The 18,538-nt window shown below is 61.9% G+C and carries 13 protein-coding genes; 4 read left to right on the top strand and 9 right to left on the bottom strand.

Annotated elements, in window-relative coordinates; translation table 11 throughout:
- Positions 1–106: 106 nt before the first annotated feature.
- Both PSH96_RS02810 and PSH96_RS02805 read right to left on the bottom strand, forming a co-directional pair.
- On the bottom strand, positions 107–1,390 hold the full coding sequence (locus PSH96_RS02810) for an FAD-binding oxidoreductase (RefSeq protein WP_305457343.1): 1,284 nt from the start codon (positions 1,388–1,390) through the stop codon (positions 107–109).
- Positions 1,391–1,544: 154 nt separating this feature from the next.
- Positions 1,545–3,035, bottom strand: coding sequence for an aldehyde dehydrogenase family protein (locus PSH96_RS02805; RefSeq protein WP_305457341.1), 1,491 nt, complete (start codon positions 3,033–3,035; stop codon positions 1,545–1,547).
- Positions 3,036–3,188: 153 nt separating this feature from the next.
- On the opposite strand from PSH96_RS02805, the gene PSH96_RS02800 reads away from it, so the two are divergent.
- From PSH96_RS02800 to nadE, 3 genes are all read left to right on the top strand, one after another.
- On the top strand, positions 3,189–4,076 hold the full coding sequence (locus tag PSH96_RS02800) for a LysR family transcriptional regulator (protein ID WP_305457339.1): 888 nt from the start codon (positions 3,189–3,191) through the stop codon (positions 4,074–4,076).
- A 214-nt stretch (positions 4,077–4,290) separates the two neighbouring features.
- Positions 4,291–5,505: a nicotinate phosphoribosyltransferase gene (pncB, locus tag PSH96_RS02795; RefSeq protein ID WP_305457337.1), complete on the top strand. Its 1,215-nt coding sequence runs from the start codon at positions 4,291–4,293 to the stop codon at positions 5,503–5,505.
- A 3-nt stretch (positions 5,506–5,508) separates the two neighbouring features.
- Positions 5,509–6,336 (top strand): ammonia-dependent NAD(+) synthetase, encoded by an 828-nt coding sequence (gene nadE / locus PSH96_RS02790; RefSeq protein ID WP_305457335.1) that lies wholly within the window; start codon positions 5,509–5,511, stop codon positions 6,334–6,336.
- Between the two features lie 136 nt (positions 6,337–6,472).
- Here nadE and azu read toward each other — a convergent pair whose 3' ends face one another.
- Positions 6,473–6,919, bottom strand: coding sequence for an azurin (gene azu, locus PSH96_RS02785; RefSeq protein ID WP_017138443.1), 447 nt, complete (start codon positions 6,917–6,919; stop codon positions 6,473–6,475).
- Between the two features lie 333 nt (positions 6,920–7,252).
- On the opposite strand from azu, the gene PSH96_RS02780 reads away from it, so the two are divergent.
- Positions 7,253–7,435: a hypothetical protein gene (locus PSH96_RS02780; protein WP_017138444.1), complete on the top strand. Its 183-nt coding sequence runs from the start codon at positions 7,253–7,255 to the stop codon at positions 7,433–7,435.
- A 46-nt stretch (positions 7,436–7,481) separates the two neighbouring features.
- Here the strand turns inward: PSH96_RS02780 and PSH96_RS02775 are convergent, their stop codons facing one another.
- The 6 genes from PSH96_RS02775 to PSH96_RS02750 all read right to left on the bottom strand — a co-directional run bounded on the left by PSH96_RS02775 (position 7,482) and on the right by PSH96_RS02750 (position 18,410).
- Positions 7,482–8,372, bottom strand: coding sequence for a transglutaminase family protein (locus PSH96_RS02775; protein ID WP_305457332.1), 891 nt, complete (start codon positions 8,370–8,372; stop codon positions 7,482–7,484).
- Complete coding sequence (locus tag PSH96_RS02770; RefSeq protein ID WP_305457330.1) at positions 8,372–10,858, bottom strand: circularly permuted type 2 ATP-grasp protein; 2,487 nt, start codon at positions 10,856–10,858, stop codon at positions 8,372–8,374. Before PSH96_RS02770 ends, PSH96_RS02775 begins: the two co-directional genes overlap by 1 nt.
- A 190-nt stretch (positions 10,859–11,048) precedes the next feature.
- Entirely contained in the window at positions 11,049–14,336 is a 3,288-nt protein-coding gene (locus PSH96_RS02765; protein ID WP_305457328.1) for a DUF2126 domain-containing protein, read from the bottom strand.
- 187 nt (positions 14,337–14,523) lie between these two features.
- On the bottom strand, positions 14,524–14,973 hold the full coding sequence (locus PSH96_RS02760) for a hypothetical protein (protein WP_305457326.1): 450 nt from the start codon (positions 14,971–14,973) through the stop codon (positions 14,524–14,526).
- Positions 14,970–15,902, bottom strand: a complete 933-nt coding sequence (locus PSH96_RS02755) for an NAD synthetase (RefSeq protein ID WP_305457323.1) — start codon at positions 15,900–15,902, stop codon at positions 14,970–14,972. Before PSH96_RS02755 ends, PSH96_RS02760 begins: the two co-directional genes overlap by 4 nt.
- A gap of 204 nt (positions 15,903–16,106) precedes the next feature.
- Positions 16,107–18,410: a YgiQ family radical SAM protein gene (locus PSH96_RS02750; RefSeq protein WP_017138450.1), complete on the bottom strand. Its 2,304-nt coding sequence runs from the start codon at positions 18,408–18,410 to the stop codon at positions 16,107–16,109.
- Between the last annotated feature and the right edge of the window lie 128 nt (positions 18,411–18,538).

Raw genomic sequence — 18,538 nt, 5'->3', positions numbered from 1 at the left:
TGCGTAACGGAACTGCACATTTACAGTGCGTGATTGCTACGACTTGCACCAATACAGATTAGTAGCCTGCTAAGAAAATGCAGGCTTCTGACAGCTATTTCGCTGATCAGACCACGATCCGCAGGCATTGCCCGGCGTGATACAGCGAAAATCCGGCTTCATACAGGCAACTGCGCAGGCCCACCCCGGCCAGCGGTTGCATCGGCGCAAACGGAATCGGCAGCGCCTGTGGGTTCTGGTGACACAAGTAGTCGGCAAAGGCCTTGCCCACCACACTGCCAGTGGTCACGCCGCGCCCGTTATAACCGGTGACCGCGACCAGACCGGGGGCCGGCTCGAACAGGCGCATCAGGTGGTCCGGGGTGAAGGCGATGCAGCCGGTCCAGGTGCACTCCCACTGCACCGATTTGAGGTACGGGAAGTAATGCTGCTGCACCCGATCGGCCCACGCCTTGAGGAACCACGTCGGTTTCTGGTTGCCATTGCCCAGGCTGCCGAGTAACAAGCGGCCATCAGCGTCGCGGCGGATACTGCTTAAAACCTGGCGCGTGTCCCACGAGCCCTGCCCGCCGGGGAGGATTTGTTGCGCGGCTTCGTCCGTCAGCGGGGCCGAGGCGACCTGGTAGTAGTAACCGGGAAAGAAGTTGCGCCGCAGCTCAGTCCATTCACCTTCGGTATAGGCGTTGGAGGCGATCACCACTTGCGCCGCCTGCACTGAACCTTGGGCTGTCTGCACCGACCAGACGGCCCCTTGGCGTTCAAGCTGAGTGACCGGCGAATGATCGAACAACTGCCCGCCAAGCCCCATGGCAGCATTCGCCAGGCCAGTGGTGTAGGCCATTGGGTTCAAGGTGCCGGCACGCCGGTCCAGCAAGGCGGCGGCGATCTTTTGGGTGCCGGTGGCTTGTTCGCACGCCTGGCCCGTCAGCAGCTCGACGGGGGCGCCACGGCGCTTCCACTGTTCTTCGCGACTGCGCAAGTCCGCCTCGCCACGGGCGTTATGCGCCATGTGCAAAGTGCCCTCACGGCGCAGTTGGCAATCAATCTTGTACTTGTCGATCAGGCTGAACACCAGCGACGGCGCCGCGCCCAGCATGCGGTTGAGCTGACTGCCCACCGCTTCGCCGAAACCGGCTTCGATCTCGTCCGGCGGGATCCACATTCCGGCGTTGACCAGCCCGACGTTACGCCCCGAACCACCATGGCCGGTGCGATGAGCCTCCAGCACGGCGACGCTTTTGCCTTGCTCCAGCAAGTGAACCGCGGCGGACAAACCGGTGATCCCGGCGCCGATCACGCACACATCAACCTTGACCTCGCCCTTGAGCGCGGCGCGGTCCGGCCGGCCTGGGGTGAGTTGTTCCCATAAACATGTTTCGCGCAGTGCCATTGCCAGACTCCGATGAGACCCAACAAACAACTATTTCCGAACTGCAAACCCAATCAACTGTGGGAGCTGGCTTGCCTGCGATAGCGGTGTACAAGGCACCACCGCTATCGCAGGCAAGCCAGCTCCCACACTGACCGCCCTTCGACTTGGGGGATCAGTCGAAGGTAATGCCCTGCGCCAGCGGCAACTCCAGCGAGTAGTTCACGGTATTGGTCTGGCGGCGCATATACCCGCGCCACGCATCCGAACCCGACTCACGGCCGCCGCCGGTCTCTTTCTCGCCACCAAACGCGCCACCAATCTCCGCGCCGCTCGGGCCGATATTGACGTTGGCGATGCCGCAGTCACTGCCCACCGCCGACATGAACTGCTCGGCTTCACGCACGTCGGTGGTGAAGATGCACGACGACAGGCCTTGCGGCACGGCATTGTTCAGGCGCAGCGCTTCGGTGAACTCGCTGTAGCCGACCACATACAGAATCGGCGCGAAGGTTTCGGTGCATACCACGTCGCTTTGCTCGGGCATTTCCACGATCGCCGGCGACACGTAGTAGGCATTCGGGAACTTGTCTTCCAACTGGCGCTTGCCGCCAAACACCTTGCCGCCCTCGCTCAAGGCTTGCTCCAGGGCGTCCTGCATATTCTCGAAGCCGTGCTTGTCGATCAGCGGGCCGATCAGGTTGCCTTCCAGCGGGTGGCCGATGCGCACTTTGGAATACGCGGCTTTGAGGCGGGTGACGATTTCTTCCTTGACCGACTCATGGGCGATCAAACGGCGCAGGGTGGTACAACGCTGGCCGGCAGTGCCGACAGCACTGAACAGGATGGCGCGCACGGCCATGTCCAGGTCGGCGCTTGGGCCGAGGATCATCGCGTTGTTGCCGCCCAGTTCAAGGATGCTGCGGGCGAAACGGGCGGCGACTTTCGGCGCCACTTCGCGGCCCATGCGGGTGCTGCCGGTGGCGCTGATCAGCGCAACGCGCGGGTCATCCACCAGCGCCGCACCGGCGTCACGGCCGCCGATGATCACTTGGCTGAGGTAGTCGGGGGCGCCGTCGAACTTCTTCAGTACGCGCTCGAACAATGCCTGGCAGGCCAAGGCGGTCAGCGGGGTCTTTTCCGAGGGTTTCCAGATCACCGCGTTGCCGCACACCAGCGCCAGCGTGGTATTCCACGCCCACACCGCGACCGGGAAGTTGAAGGCGCTGATCACGCCGACCACGCCCAGCGGGTGCCAGGTTTCACGCATGTGGTGGCCAGGGCGCTCGGAGGCGATGGTCAAGCCGTACAACTGGCGGGACAGGCCCACGGCGAAGTCGCAGATGTCGATCATCTCCTGCACTTCACCCAAACCTTCCTGGGTGATCTTGCCGGCTTCCCACGACACCAGCTCGCCCAGGTCGGCTTTATATTCGCGCAACACATCGCCAAATTGGCGCACCAGCTCGCCGCGACGCGGTGCCGGCACCTTGCGCCAGGCCTCGAATGCATGCTCGGCGCGACTGACCTGCTGCTCCACCTGCGCGGCACCTTCCCAGTGCACATTGCCGATACGGCTGCCATCAATCGGCGAATGCACGGGCTGTTTGCCCGACTGGTACAGCGCCGGGTTTACCCCGAGACGATCAAGCAATGCGGCAACCATGGGTCACTCCTTCAAACTCAAACAGAAAATTCGCGCCGCCACAGACACGGCGATCCAGACCTTATTTGTAGCTGGCTCAAGACTTGCCAACAAACGACGATTAGGCGAGATATCATTCCGTTTACTCATGCAAAGAATAAAAAGAGGCGTGCCGTGCTCAACAAAAGACATTTGCCCTCGATCACCGCCCTGCAGTGTTTCGAAGCCGCCACCCGTCACCTGAGCTTCACCCGCGCGGCCGAGGAACTGAACCTCACGCAAAGCGCGGTGAGCAAGCAGGTGGCGCAGCTGGAAGAGTTGCTGCAACACCTGCTGTTTCGCCGGGTACGCCGCCGCTTGCAGATGACCCCGGCGGGGGATCTGTACCTGGTGGAGGTGCGCAAGATCCTCACGCAAGTGGAGATGTCCACCCACTACCTGCGCTCCTACGGCGGCGAAACCGAAGTGCTGCGCGTGTCCACGCCCTACACGTTCGGCGCGCGCTGGCTGGTGCCGCGCCTGAAAGGTTGGCGCCTGCGCCACCCGCAGATCCACCTGGACCTGTGCAACGAGCAGGCGCCGGACGAACTGCTGCAAGGCAAGGCCGACATGGCCTTCTACTTCGGCCAGGGCTCACGGCCGGGCACCGAGAGCCTGAAACTGTTCAGCGAAGAGCTTGTACCTGTGTGTGCGCCGGAAAGCCTGCCTGCGCAGCCGTTTACCGACCCCACGCAACCGAGCAACCTAGTGCTGCTGCAAAACGCCTCGCGACCGCAGGGCTGGCATGACTGGTTCGCCAGCCAGGGCTACCAGACCGAGCACAGTTACCACGGGCCGCGTTTTGATACCTTTTATATGTGCATTCGGGCAGCGCAGGTCGGCTGTGGCGTGGCTTTGTTGCCGCGCTTTCTGGTGGAAGAAGAGTTGGCCGAGGGCAAGCTGGTAATTCCCTGGCCGCATGCGATGCCCAGCCAGGATGCGTATTACCTGGCGTATCCGGAGCATTCGGCGGAGGTGCCCAAGGTGCGTGAGTTTGTGAAATGGATGATGGAGCAGGTTTAGATCTTTTTGGGCTGCACCACCGCTATCGCAGGCAAGCCAGCTCCCACATTTGGAATGCATTTCAAGTGTGGGAGCTGGCTCGCCTGCGATGAGGCCAGTGGCCGCACTGAAAAAATCACTGGCAAAACCCCACAGGTCTATGCGCCACTAGCACCCTTCCTTAATTGTGCGTAAAGGCCGGCGCCCATCGCCGACCCGTCTGGAGATTCCCGTTATGAGCGAGAGTGTGTTTGCCGATCGCATCGTGCAGAACTTGCTCGACACCGACTTCTACAAGCTGACCATGATGCAGGCGGTGCTGCACAACTACCCGAACGTGGAAGTTGAATGGGAGTTTCGTTGCCGCAACAGTGAAGACCTGCGCCCGTACCTGGCGGAAATCCGCTACCAGATCGAACGCCTCGCGGAGCTGAGCCTGAGCCCGGACCAGCTGGGTTTCCTGGAACGCATCAGCTTTATGAAGCCGGACTTCCTGCGTTTCCTGGGGCTGTTTCGCTTCAACCTGCGCTACGTGCAAACCGGCATCGAAAACGGCGAGCTGTTTATCCGTCTGCGCGGGCCGTGGCTGCATGTGATCCTGTTCGAAGTGCCGATGCTGGCCATCGTCAGCGAAGTGCGTAACCGCTATCGCTACCAGACCGTCATCCTCGAACAGGCCCGCGAGCAGCTGTATCGCAAATTCGACTGGCTGACGGCGAATGCCAGCGTCGAAGAACTCTCCGAATTGCAGGTGGCGGATTTCGGCACGCGCCGACGCTTCTCGTACCGCGTGCAGGAAGAAGTGGTCAGCGTGCTAAAGCACGATTTCCCTGGGCGTTTCGTCGGCACCAGCAACGTGCACCTGGCCCGCGAGTTCGACATGAAACCGTTGGGCACCATGGCCCACGAATGGATCATGGCCCACCAACAACTCGGCCCGCGCCTGATCGACAGCCAGATCGCCGCCCTCGATTGCTGGGTACGCGAATACCGTGGCCTGCTGGGCATTGCGCTCACCGACTGCATCACCACCGACGCGTTCCTGGGCGATTTCGACCTGTACTTCGCCAAGCTCTTCGACGGCTTGCGCCACGACTCCGGTGACCCGATTCAATGGGCCGAGAAAGCCATCGCCCACTACCACAAGCTCGGTATCGAGCCGATGAGCAAGACCCTGGTGTTCTCCGACAGCCTGACGCTGCCCAAGGCCCTGGAGATTTTCCGCGCATTGCGCGGTCGCATTAATGTCAGCTTCGGTATCGGCACCAACCTGACCTGTGACATTCCGGGTGTTGAACCGATGAGCATCGTGCTTAAAATGACTGCCTGTAATGGCCAGCCCGTTGCGAAAATTTCCGATGAAGCGGGCAAGACCCACTGCACCGATCCGAATTTTGTCGCCTATTTGCGCCACGTTTTCAAAGTACCTGCCCTTTCCAGCAAGGAGTGAATCATGCAAGCCGTACAGCGTGAGATTGCGCAGCAGCTCAAGGTCCAAGCACCGTTCAACGACCAGGCCGCCCTTGAGGCCGAAGTGGCGCGCCGCGTAGGGTTTATCCAAGGCTGCCTGCGCAATTCCGGGCTCAAGAGCTTGGTGTTGGGCATCAGCGGCGGTGTCGACTCCCTGACCGCCGGCCTGCTGGCCCAGCGTGCAATGAAAGAACTGCGCGCCAGCACAGGTGATGAGGCTTACCGTTTTATCGCGGTGCGCCTGCCCTACGAAACCCAGTTCGACGAACACGACGCCCAGGCGTCGGTGGACTTTATCGAACCGGACGAACGCCACACCGTGAACATCGGCCCGGCGGTGAAATCCCTGGCCAATGAAGTGGCGGCGTTTGAAGGCAAGGCGGCGGTTTCCCGTGATTTCGTGCTGGGCAACACCAAGGCGCGTATGCGCATGGTGGCGCAATACACCATCGCCGGCGCGGCCGGTGGCCTGGTGATCGGTACCGACCATGCAGCGGAAGCGGTGATGGGCTTTTTCACCAAGTTCGGTGACGGTGCCTGCGACCTGGCGCCGCTGAGTGGATTGGTGAAGAACCAGGTGCGTGCGATTGCGCGGCACTTTGGCGCGCCGGAGTCGCTGGTCGAGAAGATCCCGACTGCCGACCTTGAAGACCTGTCGCCGGGCAAACCGGACGAAGCGTCACACGGGGTGACCTACGCCGAGATTGATGCGTTCCTGCACGGCGAGCCGGTGCGTGAGGAAGCGTTCAAGATTATCTGCGACACCTATCGCAAGACTGAGCACAAGCGGGTCATGCCCTTCGCGCCGTGAGGTAAGCCTGTTAGTCCTGCGGTGTTTGTTAGATTGCAATCGCAGGCAAGCCAGCTCCCACACTTGACCGAGTTCCAACAGGGGAACGCGGTCAAATGTGGGAGCTGGCTTGCCTGCGAAGAACGCTAACGCGGTGTTACTTGACGACCACAGTACCTTTCATCATCGAGATGTGGCCCGGGAACGAGCAGAAGAACGCGTAATCCGTACCCGCCGCCAGTTTCGACACATCGAAGGTCACCGAATCTTTCTCGCCAGCACCGATGATCTTGGTGTGGGCAATAATGCGGGTGTCGCCGTCTTTGAGGTAGTTCTTGTCGATACCGGCGGCCATGCCGTCGCTGGCAACGCCAGGCATGTCGGCGGCGGAACTCAGTACCCAGTTATGGCCCATGACGTTTTTCGGCAAGCTGCCGGAGTGCTCAAGGTTCACGGTGAACTTCTTGCAGCTCTTGTCGATGGTGATTTCTTTGGTGTTGAAGGACATCTGGTCGGTGGAATCAACAGTGACCGCGCACTCTGCAGCAAGCAACTGGCCGCTCGCCAGTGTCAGCAGGGAAACAGCAACGATTTTGGCAAACATGTGAATCTCCAAGGCAGGGTTTAAAAAACGCGTATTGCGACTAGGGTGCCCCAAGCAGGCTGAAATTCTTATGATCTGAATCAACAGATTGTATACAACTTTAGGCTATCAGACTGATCAACACAATCTACCAGCCAAACAACAGCCACCCGCCTATGATCGCTCCATCACCCACCGGAGCGTCTGCCATGCACTTCAATCAATTCTTAAACGGCCTGTTGGCCGCGTATGCCTGCGGTAAGTGAAGGCCAATCGCGCTGCTAAGCTGCTACCATAGCGACCCAAGGCAGCTGCGCGCCGCCCACCCTCACCTTCGACCCTAGAGGATCGCCCATGGCCAAACCTAATTACTCCTTCGCCAAACGTCAGAGAGACTTGGCCAAGGAGCAGAAGAAAGAGGAAAAGCTGCAACGCAAGAAAGCCGCTGCAGATGAAGAAGCAGGCGCACTGAACCCGGATGCTGAAGGTGAAGTGGCTGCTGATGACACCGAGACACCGAAAGACCCGGCTGAATAAATTTTGTTGTGGTGAGCAGGCCCTCCCTGCTCACCACAACCCACTGTTACTCCAGCGGCATTACCGTCACCCGCACCTCCGGGTCATGGCTCCCTCCTCCCAGAATCACCCCACGCAACGGCGACACATCAGAGAAATCACGGCCCCAAGCCAACGTGATGTGCTCGAGTGCCGGCTGCACGTTATTCGTCGGATCAAAATCCACCCAGCCCGCCACCGGGCAAAACACCGAGACCCATGCGTGGGATGCATCGGCGCCGATCAGCCGTGGCTGGCCGGGCGGTGGCTGGGTCAGCAGGTAGCCGCTGATGTAACGCGCGGCCAGGCCCCGCGAGCGCAGGCACGCGAGCATCAGGTGAGCAAAGTCCTGGCACACGCCGCGTCGGCGCTCCAGCACTTCCACCAAGGGCGTGGCGACCTGGGTGGCTTCGGCATCGAAGGTGAATTCGCTGAAGATTTTCTGCATCAGGGCCTGCACGCCCAGCAGCAAGGGCACGCCTGGCGGGAAGCAGCTTTCGGAGAACTCGACGAAGGTGTTCTTCAGGTGCACGTAGGGCGACTCGAAGCGATAACGGCAGGCTTCAAGCATCTCAGACGACAGCACCTGGCTGCTGTAGGTCAGGCTGTCGCGGGTCTGGTCCCAGGCCGGCGACTGCTGAAAATCCAGCGTTGGCCGCGCCAACACTTCCACGGTGAGCCCGGCATTGACCAGCAATTCATCATGGGGCCGTTCGAACGCCAGCCGCGTGATCGGGTTGCCAAACACGTCCAGCTCATCACGGCGCGACGACGGCTGCGGGCTGATATCCAATTGCTGGGAACTGCAGCGCTGCCACGCGCATGGCCGCGGCCACAGGTGCGCCAACTGCTGGGCCAGGGACACCGGGCTGTCGTAGTGGTAATGGGTATCGTGAAAAATCTGGTAGCGCGTACTCATCACACCGACACCGTTTGCTGGCTGACATCATCCACATGGGCAAAATGACGCAACGCCAGGCGATCCGACACTTGCCCGCTTTCATCGGCGACCGCTTGCAGCAGGTCGGCCAGGCCGTCCAACGCGGCGCGCACACTGGATTCGCCGAACAACGGGTTCTCCAGGCAGCCCAGGTCGAAACGCGACAGGCGCTCCACCAACGGCGCCAGGCCGGTTTCCCGTGGCACCCCAAAGTCATCATTGAGACGCCGCAGGGTGCGGCTGACCAGCTTCAACTGGAACAGCACCGCATGCGGGTTCTGCTCATCGAGCAGCAACAAGTCGAGCACCGGGATCAGTTGCGGCACTGCCAGGTAGCGCGAGCGATAGGTGATGCTGCTGTTGCCCAGCTCCAGCAGCCATTCCAGCCCGGCCTGATCAAACACCGCCACGCCCCGCAGGAACGCGGCGAGGCTGCTGCTGAGAAATTGCAGGCGCTCGATACGCCGACCCATCATCAAAAAGCGCCAGCCTTCGTCACGGGTCATGTCATCCAGGGCGAACCCGGATAGCGCCGCCAGGGACATCACCAGACGGTTGAGGAAGTCCAGCAACTCGCCAAAATCCGGGGTCTCGCTTTCCAGCTCCAGGGCTTCGCGCTGCAACTCCACCAGCGCTTGCCAGTTCTCGCGGGACAACTTGCCGCGCACCTGGGACGCCGCCCACTGCAAGCGCTGCAGGTTGGCGCGCAGGCTCGACGGCCAGTCATCGCCAAGCAAAGCGGCAAGCAGGCGCTCGGGCAACTCGCCCTCCTCCGGCAACAAGCGCAAGGTCTCGCCCAGCTCGACAGCGGCCTGCAAGGCTTGCGGGTCGTCGCCATCGACATAGCGTGCCAGCACAATGCGCAGCCAGCGCGCACTGTCATCACAGCGCTCGCAGTAACGGCCAAACCAGAACAGGTTTTCCACCACGCGCGACGGCAGGTAAGGGTCGCGCCGCACTAGGTCATGTACACCAATCGCCCGTTGCGCACGCCAAAGCTCGCCGCCGACAGCGCGGTCGCCCAGTACCCAAGTGTCTTTGCTCGCGCCACCGCGCTGCATCGACACCACTTCGGCATCCGCCTCGGCCGCCACACGGGTCAAGCCGCCGGGCAGTACACGGTAACCGTCAGCGCTGGCCACCGCGTACACGCGCATGCCGATGGCGCGGTGTTGCAGGTGGTCGTCCACGGTGTGCCACACCGGCGCCTGGGACAGCTGCGCCAGCTCCTGGGCCACATAGGCGTAAGGCCGCGCACGCATGCGTTCGGCCAGGGCCAGGCGTTGTTCTTCGTTCAAATCGCGGCCGAATACCGGCGCGAAACTTTGCGAGGGGAACGCCGGTTTGATCAGCAATTCCGACAGCTTGTCCAAGGCTTCGGCCAGCACCGGCGCCTCGCCGCACCACCAGGTGGCGATGGACGGCAGGATCAGTGCTTCACCAAACAAGAACTCGTTGATCTTCGGCAGAAAGCCGAGCAAACCGGGCGATTCCAGCACGCCGCTGCCCAAGGCATTGGCCACCAGCACATTGCCCTGGCGCACCGCGTCCAGCAGGCCGGGCACGCCCAGGGCCGAGTCGGTGCGCAGCTCCAGCGGGTCGCAGAAATCGTCGTCCAGGCGCCGCATGATCGCGTGCACCCGGCGCAGGCCGCTGAGGGTTTTGAGGAACACCGTGCTGTCGCGCACCGTGAGGTCGCCGCCCTCAACCAGCGGGTAGCCGAGCTGGCGTGCGAGGTAGAGGTGTTCGAAATAGCTTTCGTTGAAACGCCCCGGCGTGAGCAGCACGATCAGCGGTGGCTGGTCATCACTTGGGGCCTGACGGGCCAGGGTTTCCTGAAGCGTGCGGAAAAAACCGGTGAGGTGCTGCACCTGCAAATCACGGTACAGATCCGGGAATGCACGGGACACGATGGTGCGGTTTTCCAGCGCGTAACCTGCGCCCGATGGCGCCTGGGTACGGTCGGCGGTGACCCACCAGCGGCCATCCGGGGTGCGCGCCAGGTCCACGGCATACAGGTGCAGAAACGCGCCGTCCGGCGGTTGAATACCCTGGCACGGCCACAGGAAGTTGTTGTGGCCGAACACCAGTTCGGCCGGCAACAGGCCTTCTTTGATCAATCGCTGCGGGCCGTACAGGTCGGCGAGCACGGCATTGAGCAAGCGCGCACGCTGGGCGATACCGGCCGACAGGTGCTGCCACTCATCGGCGGCCAGCACATGGGGCAGTAAATCCAGCTCCCACGGGCGATCGGCGCCCTTGGGGTCGGCGTAGACGTTGTAGGTCACGCCGTTTTCCTGGATCTGCCGGGTCAGCAACGCCTGGCGCTGGGCCAGTTGCACGGGCGTACTGCGTTGCAGGTGATCGAGCAGGCGCTGCCAATGGGCACGCACCGCGCCACTGTCATCGAGCAGTTCGTGATAGGTGCCCGCAGTGAGCGGGTAACGGTCGAGCAAGTCGGGCATGGAACGCTCGGCAGAGGCAAGGGGGCTCAGATTAACTCAAATTCAACGCGATCTTATGTGGGAGCTGGCGTGTTGTGGCGAGGGAGCTTGCTCCCGTTCGACTGCGTAGCAGTCGCCTGCTTTGGGGGCGCTTCGCACCCCAGCGGGAGCAAGCTCCCTCGCCACACAAGCCATCCCACATTTGGATTGGTCATTTTTTATTGGGGAAACGCCGCAAATCCAAGGTCATCGGTAGTTCATCGTTAATCACCAAAGGCGGCACCGGCAGCTTGCCAGGGCTATGTCCCAAGCGGAAAAACCGCGCCATGCGCCGGCTCTCGGCCTCATTGGCATTCACCGGCAAGCTGTCGTAATTGCGCCCACCCGGATGCGCGACGTGGTACTGGCAACCGCCCAGGGAGCGTTGCATCCAGGTGTCGAGCAAGTCGAACACCAACGGCGCATGCACCGCGATGGTCGGTTGCAAACAGTTGGCCGGTTGCCAGGCGCGATAACGCACGCCGGCGACGAACTCGCCGATACGCCCGGTCGGCTGCAACGGCACCGGGATGCCGTTGCAGGTCAGCAGGTAGCGTTGCGGCGCCAGGCCGCTCAACTTCACCTGCAAACGCTCCAGGGATGAATCCACGTAACGCACCGTGCCGCCGACGGCGCCCTCTTCACCCAGCACGTGCCAAGGCTCCAGGGCCTGGCGCAACTCCAGTTCGATGCCGCTGACGGCGTAGTCGCCGACCTTGGGGAAGCGGAACTCCAGGTGCGCGGCAAACCATTCGGCCCGCAGCGGGTAACCGGCGGCGTGGAGCTCGACGATCACATCGGCAAAATCCTGCTCGATAAAGTGCGGCAGCAGGAAGCGGTCGTGCAACTCAGTGCCCCAGCGCGCCAGTTTTGCTGGCGCATAGGGCTCACGCCAGAAGCGCGCGACCAAAGCGCGCAACAATAATTGCTGGGTGAGGCTCATGCGCGCATGGGGCGGCATTTCAAACGCACGCAGCTCCAGCAGGCCCAGGCGGCCGGTGGCGCCATCGGGCGAATAGAGTTTGTCGATGCAGAATTCGGCGCGGTGGGTGTTGCCGGTCACGTCGATCAGCAGGTTGCGCAACAGCCGGTCGACCAGCCACGGCGGGCATTCCTCGCCAGGCTCGGGCATTTGCGCGAAGGCGATTTCCAGCTCGTACAGCGCATCGTTACGCGCTTCATCCACCCGTGGCGCTTGGGAGGTCGGGCCGATAAACAGCCCGGAAAACAGGTACGACAAGGACGGATGGTTATGCCAGTAGCTGATCAGGCTGCGCAGCAAATCCGGGCGGCGCAGAAACGGTGAGTCTTTCGGCGTCGCGCCGCCCAGCACAAAGTGGTTACCACCGCCGGTGCCGGTGTGGCGCCCGTCGATCATGAACTTTTCGGTGGTCAGGCGGGTTTGCCGCGCCTCTTCGTAGAGGAACTCGGTGCGTTCCACCAGCTCATCCCAGGTGGCGGACGGCTGCACATTGACCTCAATCACACCGGGATCCGGCGTGACCCGGAAGTTGCTCAAGCGTGTATCGAACGGCGGTTCGTAACCTTCCAGCAATACCGGGCAATGCAGCTCTTCGGCGGTGGCTTCGATGGCGGCCACCAACTCCAGGTAATCCTCGACGCGTTCCAGCGGCGGCATAAACAGATACAAACGCCCTTCCCGCGCTTCGGCACACAAGGCGGTGCGGGTCAGCCAGTCGGCGGATTCGTCGACCTTGGGCACGCGCTCGTCGCTCGGCGCAGGTGTGTCGTGGCTTTGCAGTTGCGCGGTGGTCGGCAGTTCCGGCTGATCCTGATTCGGGTCGGTGGGATGCACAAACGGATACTCCGCCGCCGTCACCCACGGTTGCGAGGCCAACGGCAGGCGGTAACCCAGCGGCGAGTCGCCCGGCACCAGACGGCAGTGGTTGTCACGCAGGTACCAGCGCCCGCTCTGCCAGCGGTCATTGGCCGCCGTGCGCGCCAGCGGCAGCACTTGGCCGATGACTTTATCCAGGCCCTGGCTGAACACTTTGCGCAGGCGCTCGCGCTCCAGGTCATCACTCAGGCGCGGGTCCTGGGCGGTGACGTTTTGCGGCAGCGCACCTTCGCGCCACAGGTAGTAGAAGTTGTCTTCGAAAGCCGGGAACACAAAGCGTGCCGGCAGTTTCAGGCGTTCGGCGACACTGGCGAGGAAACGCCCGGCCATCACCCCATCGGCGCCGTAGTCCTGTTGTTCATCGGCGATCAGCGCGCTGTTGTGCCAGATCGGCACGCCGTCGCGGCGCCAGTAGCAATTGAGCGACCAGCGCGGCAGCTGCTCGCCGGGGTACCACTTGCCCTGACCGAAATGCACCAGGCCTTTGGGCGCGTAGTGTGCGCGCATGCGCTGGAACAGCTCGGCGGACAGGCGGCGCTTGTCCGGCCCCAGCGCCGCGGTATTCCACTCGGCGCCGTCGGGGTTGTCGATGGAGACAAAGGTCGGTTCGCCGCCCATGGTCAGGCGTACGTCATCCTTGAGCAGGTCGGCGTCGATCTGCCGGCCCAACGCCTGGATCGCCAGCCATTGCTCTTCGGTGTAGGGCTTGGTGACGCGCGGCGCTTCCCAAATGCGCTCCACCGACATCTCGTGGGTAAATTCGCACTCGCAAGGTTCCACCAGCCCGCTGATTGGCGCAGCGGACGAAGGATCAGGGCTACAGGCCAATGGGATATGCCCTTCACCGGCGAACAGCCCGGAGGTGGCGTCCAGGCCGATCCAGCCCGCGCCGGGCAAATACACCTCGCACCAGGCGTGCAGGTCGGTGAAGTCGACTTCGGTGCCGGACGGGCCATCAAGGGCTTTGACGTCGGCGGTGAGCTGTATCAAGTAGCCGGACACAAACCGCGCCGCCAGCCCCAGGTTGCGCAGCAGTTGCACCAGCAGCCACGCTGAATCGCGGCAGGAGCCGGATGCGGCGCCCAAGGTGAATTCCGGGGTTTGTACGCCCGGCTCCATACGGATCAAATAGCCGATGTCGGCCGCCAGGCGTTGATTGAGCCCGACCAGAAAATCCACAGCCGGCAGCGGCGTGCGGTCGATGCCGGCCAGATAGGCGGCAAACTTTGGCGTCAGCGGCAAGGTTTCCAGGTACGGCGCCAGCTCGCGCTGCTCATCGGCGGCGTAGCTGAAGGGGATTTTTTCGGCGTAGGGTTCGAGGAAAAAATCGAACGGGTTGAATACCGCCATCTCGGCGACGAGGTCGACCTCAATGCGCAACTCATCGGTTTTTTCCGGGAACACCAGGCGCGCCAGGTAATTGCCCTGCGGGTCTTGCTGCCAATTGATGAAGTGCTGCTCGGGCAGCACTTTGAGTGCATAGGACAAGATCCGCGTGCGGCTATGGGCAGCCGGGCGCAAGCGCACGATCTGTGGGCCGAGTTCGACAGCGCGGTCGTAGCGGTAATGCGTAACGTGGTGCAACGCGACATGAATCGACACGGCGGCCTCCTGCGAGCCAGGGCATGAGCACAAAGCGCGCAAGACTTATGCCAGAGCGGCCGTCATTGCGCTTTATCGTAAGACCCGGTGCAGTACAGCACCAAAACGGCGCCAACGGGGGTGCCGTGGTGCAAGGCTTGCACATATTTGTGGCGTGCGTGTGAGGCCGGGTGGTGAATCTACCCAGTCAGCGGGTTTTGTGGCGGGCGATCATGGCTTCGCGCAGGTGGCGAACGTCGAGCAGCTTTTGCCGCATTTCGCGGTGGCGCTTGCTATTGAGCAGCAACAAACCCAGGAGCGGGAAGAGCACCGCCGAGCCGTAGACCAGTTTGGGAATGGGGTACTGAATCATCGGCAGCACGAACAGCAGGCAGCAGCCCAGATAGCCCGCCACCAGGCCGGTTGCCCAAGGGCGCCCGCGCGCGATCATTACATTGCCAAACACCAGGATCGCCACCAGTAGCAAAATCGCCAGGCCGGAGTAATCGGATTTAAGCGACGGATCGACACCACGCAAATACGTCACGCCGGCGAGGGACACGGCAGACGCGCCGGAAAAGATCGCCATGAAGATCGTGCCCATGAACACCGGGAAATAGCGGGCGAGGAAACTGCCCATGTCGGGGAAGCCTTTCATTCGGTGAGGTCCTCATACAAGCCGATTGCAAGGGTGGTGGCGGTGCCGACACTGCCGGTGCGGTAGCTGCCCACGATGCCGAGAATACCGCCCAACGCGTCTTTCATTTGGGTCAGGGTGGCATGCCGGATTTCCGTGGAGCTGAAGCTCTTGGTCAGCTTGCCTGCACGCTGCTGCAACTTGAGCAGCTTGGGCGTCAGGCTGGGGTCGCGCAGGCTTAGCAGCTCCTTGGTCAGCTTCTTGCGTTCCTGGCGGTTCAGGCCCTTGAGCAATTCATACCAACTTTTGCCTAACGCCGCGGCCTTATTGGCCTTGAGCAGTTTCACCGTGGTCAGCGCGCCGGTGCCGATCCCCACCAGGGAGGCCGTATCGAGGATGGTTGAAACAGCGCCGTACCACTCGGCGTCATCCATGCGGTCGTTGGCGTCGGGGTCCAGGACTTCGTTGTAAGTACGCGCCACGCCGAACCCGCATTGCGCACTGCTGGCCAGCGCCGCCGTCACGCCAATGCCCACCACGAACGCGCTGGCGCCCGCCGTAAATGGCACGGCGACGCTGCCGCTGAACACCACAACCCAACCGATAATCGCGGCGGTACACGACAAGCCCATATCAAACGCCTCTTTCCTGAGGCGGCCTTCACGGGGATCCGTCTTCACCTGTTCTACAAATTGCGCGGGGGAAATGTACTTCTGCGCCTCGCGCAAAATGATGCGCTTGGGCTTGATGCTGCAGAGGGGCTTGAATTCGCGCAGGGTGATCACATTGAAGTCGGCGTCGATGTACACCACACCGGCGCCGACAATGCCGGGGTCGGCATCGATGGCGGCGAACAACCGCGGCAGGTTGATCTGGCTTTCGATGCGCTGGCGCGCCATGAATTGGGAGCGGTTGGAGTCCATGCCGATGGTGAGCAGGGGGTTGCTCATGGGTGTTCTTCCTTGAATATGAGGGTGGCCGGGCTGGCCCCATCGCGGGCAAGCCCGGCTCCCACAGGGTAATGCAGTGCAATTGTGGGAGCTGGCTTGCCTGCGATGGCGATCTAATGGGCGCCACCTTAACAAACAGGCACGCCAGCGAATAGAAAGCAAAACGCCAGCACGAGGCTGGCGTTTTGCATATTCAGGTTGCGATCAACGCGGAACGACCGGCTTGCGCGCAGGCTTGCCGCCTTTGCCCTTCGCCGCATCACTGCGTTCTTTAGCGGCCTGCTTGTTACGCGCCTGGGCTGCCGCCTTGGCTTGCTCACGCTTGTCCCACGGGTTGCTGCCATCACTGCCGCGCGGTGGCAAGCCGGTGTGCTGGGTGAGGATCCTGGTGGTGGTTTCCTTGGCAACCTTGTGGCTGCCAGCCGGCGTCGAGTTCTTGCGACGGGCGCTCTGGTAGCTGTCGGTGGACGGCTGATGCAGCGGAATCAACTGATCCTTGCCCGGCCCGATCAGGTCGGCGCGGCCCATGCGCGTGAGTGCTTCACGCAGCATCGGCCAGCCTTTCGGGTCGTGGTAGCGCAGGAACGCCTTGTGCAGACGGCGCTGCTCCTCGCTCTTGACGATGGTCACCGCGTCGCTCTTGTAGGTGACCTTGCGCAGCGGGTTCTTGCCCGAGTGATACATCGCGGTGGCAGTGGCCATCGGCGACGGGTAGAACGCCTGCACCTGGTCGGCGCGGAAGCCATTGCCCTTGAGCCACAGGGCCAGGTTCATCATGTCTTCATCGGTGGTGCCCGGGTGGGCGGCGATGAAGTACGGGATCAGGTACTGCTCCTTGCCCGCTTCCTTGGTGTACTTCTCGAACATGCGCTTGAACTTGTCATAGCTGCCAATGCCCGGTTTCATCATCTGGTTGAGCGGACCTTCCTCGGTGTGTTCCGGGGCGATCTTCAGGTAGCCACCCACGTGATGGGTCACCAGCTCCTTGACGTACTCCGGCGACTCGACCGCGAGGTCGTAGCGCAGGCCGGAGGCAATCAGAATCTTCTTCACACCCGGCAACGCACGGGCGCTGCGATACAGCTGGATCAACGACGAGTGGTCGGTGTTCAGGTTCGGGCAGATGCCCGGGAACACGCACGATGGCTTGCGGCACGCGGATTCGATTTCCGGGCTCTTGCAGGCAATGCGGTACATGTTCGCGGTCGGGCCGCCGAGGTCGGAGATCACGCCGGTAAAGCCTGGCACCTTGTCGCGAATCTCTTCGATCTCGCGAATGATCGACTCTTCGGAACGGTTCTGGATGATGCGGCCTTCGTGCTCGGTGATCGAGCAGAAAGTACAGCCACCGAAGCAGCCACGCATGATGTTTACCGAGAAACGGATCATGTCGTAGGCCGGGATCTTTTCCTTGCCGTACACCGGGTGCGGGACGCGGGCGTACGGCATGCCGAACACGTAGTCCATTTCTTCGGTAGTCATCGGAATGGGCGGCGGGTTGAACCACACGTCCACTTCGCCGTGCTTCTGCACCAGGGCGCGGGCGTTGCCTGGGTTGGTTTCCAGGTGCAGCACGCGGTTGGCGTGGGCGTACAGGACCGAGTCGCCACGGACTTTTTCCATGGACGGCAGACGAATGACCGTCTTGTCACGGGTCATGCGCGGGCTGGCAAGAATTTGTACGACCTTGGCTTCTTCCGGGTCTTCAACCGGGCCTTTTTCCTGCTCAATGGCGCAGGCCTGGGTGTCCTGGGTATTCACATACGGGTTGATGATCTTGTCGATCTTGCCCGGACGGTCGATACGCGTGGAGTCCACCTCGTACCAGCCTTCAGGCGTGTCACGGCGAATGAACGCGGTGCCGCGCACGTCGGTGATGTCTTCGATCTTGTGGCCCCACGACAGGCGCTGGGCAACTTCGACGATGGCCCGCTCGGCGTTGCCGTACAGCAGGATGTCGGCGCAGGCATCGATCAGGATCGAGTTGCGCACACGGTCCTGCCAGTAATCGTAGTGGGCGATGCGGCGCAGGGACGCTTCAATGCCGCCGAGTACGATCGGCACATTCTTGTAGGCTTCCTTGCAACGCTGGCTGTACACCAGGCTGGCGCGGTCCGGGCGTTTGCCGGCCATGCCGCCTGGGGTGTAGGCGTCGTCGGAACGGATTTTCTTGTCGGCGGTGTAGCGGTTGATCATCGAGTCCATGTTGCCGGCCGCGACGCCGAAGAACAGGTTCGGCTCGCCGAGCTTCATGAAGTCGTCTTTGGACTGCCAGTTCGGCTGCGCAATGATCCCGACGCGAAAGCCCTGGGACTCCAGCAGCCGGCCGATGATCGCCATGCCAAACGATGGGTGATCCACATACGCATCACCGGTGACGATGATGATGTCGCAGGAATCCCAGCCAAGCTGATCCATCTCCTCCCTGCTCATGGGCAGGAATGGCGCAGGACCGAAACATTCGGCCCAGTACTTGGGATAGTCAAATAACGGCTTGGCTGTTTGCATGACGGTGACCGGTGTTGAGATGAAAAATCGCGGGCGCGGAATATAGCACAAATTTTGACCAATTCCGACGACAGCGGTCGGCTTTTAGCCTCGGCGCTTGCCAAGTCGATCGGCCCTGCAGATTACTA

The sequence above is a fragment of the Pseudomonas sp. FP2338 genome (assembly GCF_030687515.1).
In the GTDB taxonomy this organism is placed as follows: Bacteria; Pseudomonadota; Gammaproteobacteria; order Pseudomonadales; family Pseudomonadaceae; genus Aquipseudomonas; species Aquipseudomonas salomonii.
This window is presented reverse-complemented; position numbering and strand designations above follow the sequence as displayed.

What these genes read in the sequence shown, in the direction of transcription:
- PSH96_RS02810 (WP_305457343.1), bottom strand. Translation starts at nt 1,390, where the DNA reads ATGGCACTGCGCGAAACATGTTTATGGGAACAACTCACCCCAGGCCGG.
- PSH96_RS02805 (WP_305457341.1), bottom strand. Translation starts at nt 3,035, where the DNA reads ATGGTTGCCGCATTGCTTGATCGTCTCGGGGTAAACCCGGCGCTGTAC.
- pncB (WP_305457337.1), top strand. Translation starts at nt 4,291, where the DNA reads ATGAGCGAGAGTGTGTTTGCCGATCGCATCGTGCAGAACTTGCTCGAC.
- nadE (WP_305457335.1), top strand. Translation starts at nt 5,509, where the DNA reads ATGCAAGCCGTACAGCGTGAGATTGCGCAGCAGCTCAAGGTCCAAGCA.
- azu (WP_017138443.1), bottom strand. Translation starts at nt 6,919, where the DNA reads ATGTTTGCCAAAATCGTTGCTGTTTCCCTGCTGACACTGGCGAGCGGC.
- PSH96_RS02780 (WP_017138444.1), top strand. Translation starts at nt 7,253, where the DNA reads ATGGCCAAACCTAATTACTCCTTCGCCAAACGTCAGAGAGACTTGGCC.
- PSH96_RS02775 (WP_305457332.1), bottom strand. Translation starts at nt 8,372, where the DNA reads ATGAGTACGCGCTACCAGATTTTTCACGATACCCATTACCACTACGAC.
- PSH96_RS02770 (WP_305457330.1), bottom strand. Translation starts at nt 10,858, where the DNA reads ATGCCCGACTTGCTCGACCGTTACCCGCTCACTGCGGGCACCTATCAC.
- PSH96_RS02760 (WP_305457326.1), bottom strand. Translation starts at nt 14,973, where the DNA reads ATGAAAGGCTTCCCCGACATGGGCAGTTTCCTCGCCCGCTATTTCCCG.
- PSH96_RS02755 (WP_305457323.1), bottom strand. Translation starts at nt 15,902, where the DNA reads ATGAGCAACCCCCTGCTCACCATCGGCATGGACTCCAACCGCTCCCAA.
- PSH96_RS02750 (WP_017138450.1), bottom strand. Translation starts at nt 18,410, where the DNA reads ATGCAAACAGCCAAGCCGTTATTTGACTATCCCAAGTACTGGGCCGAA.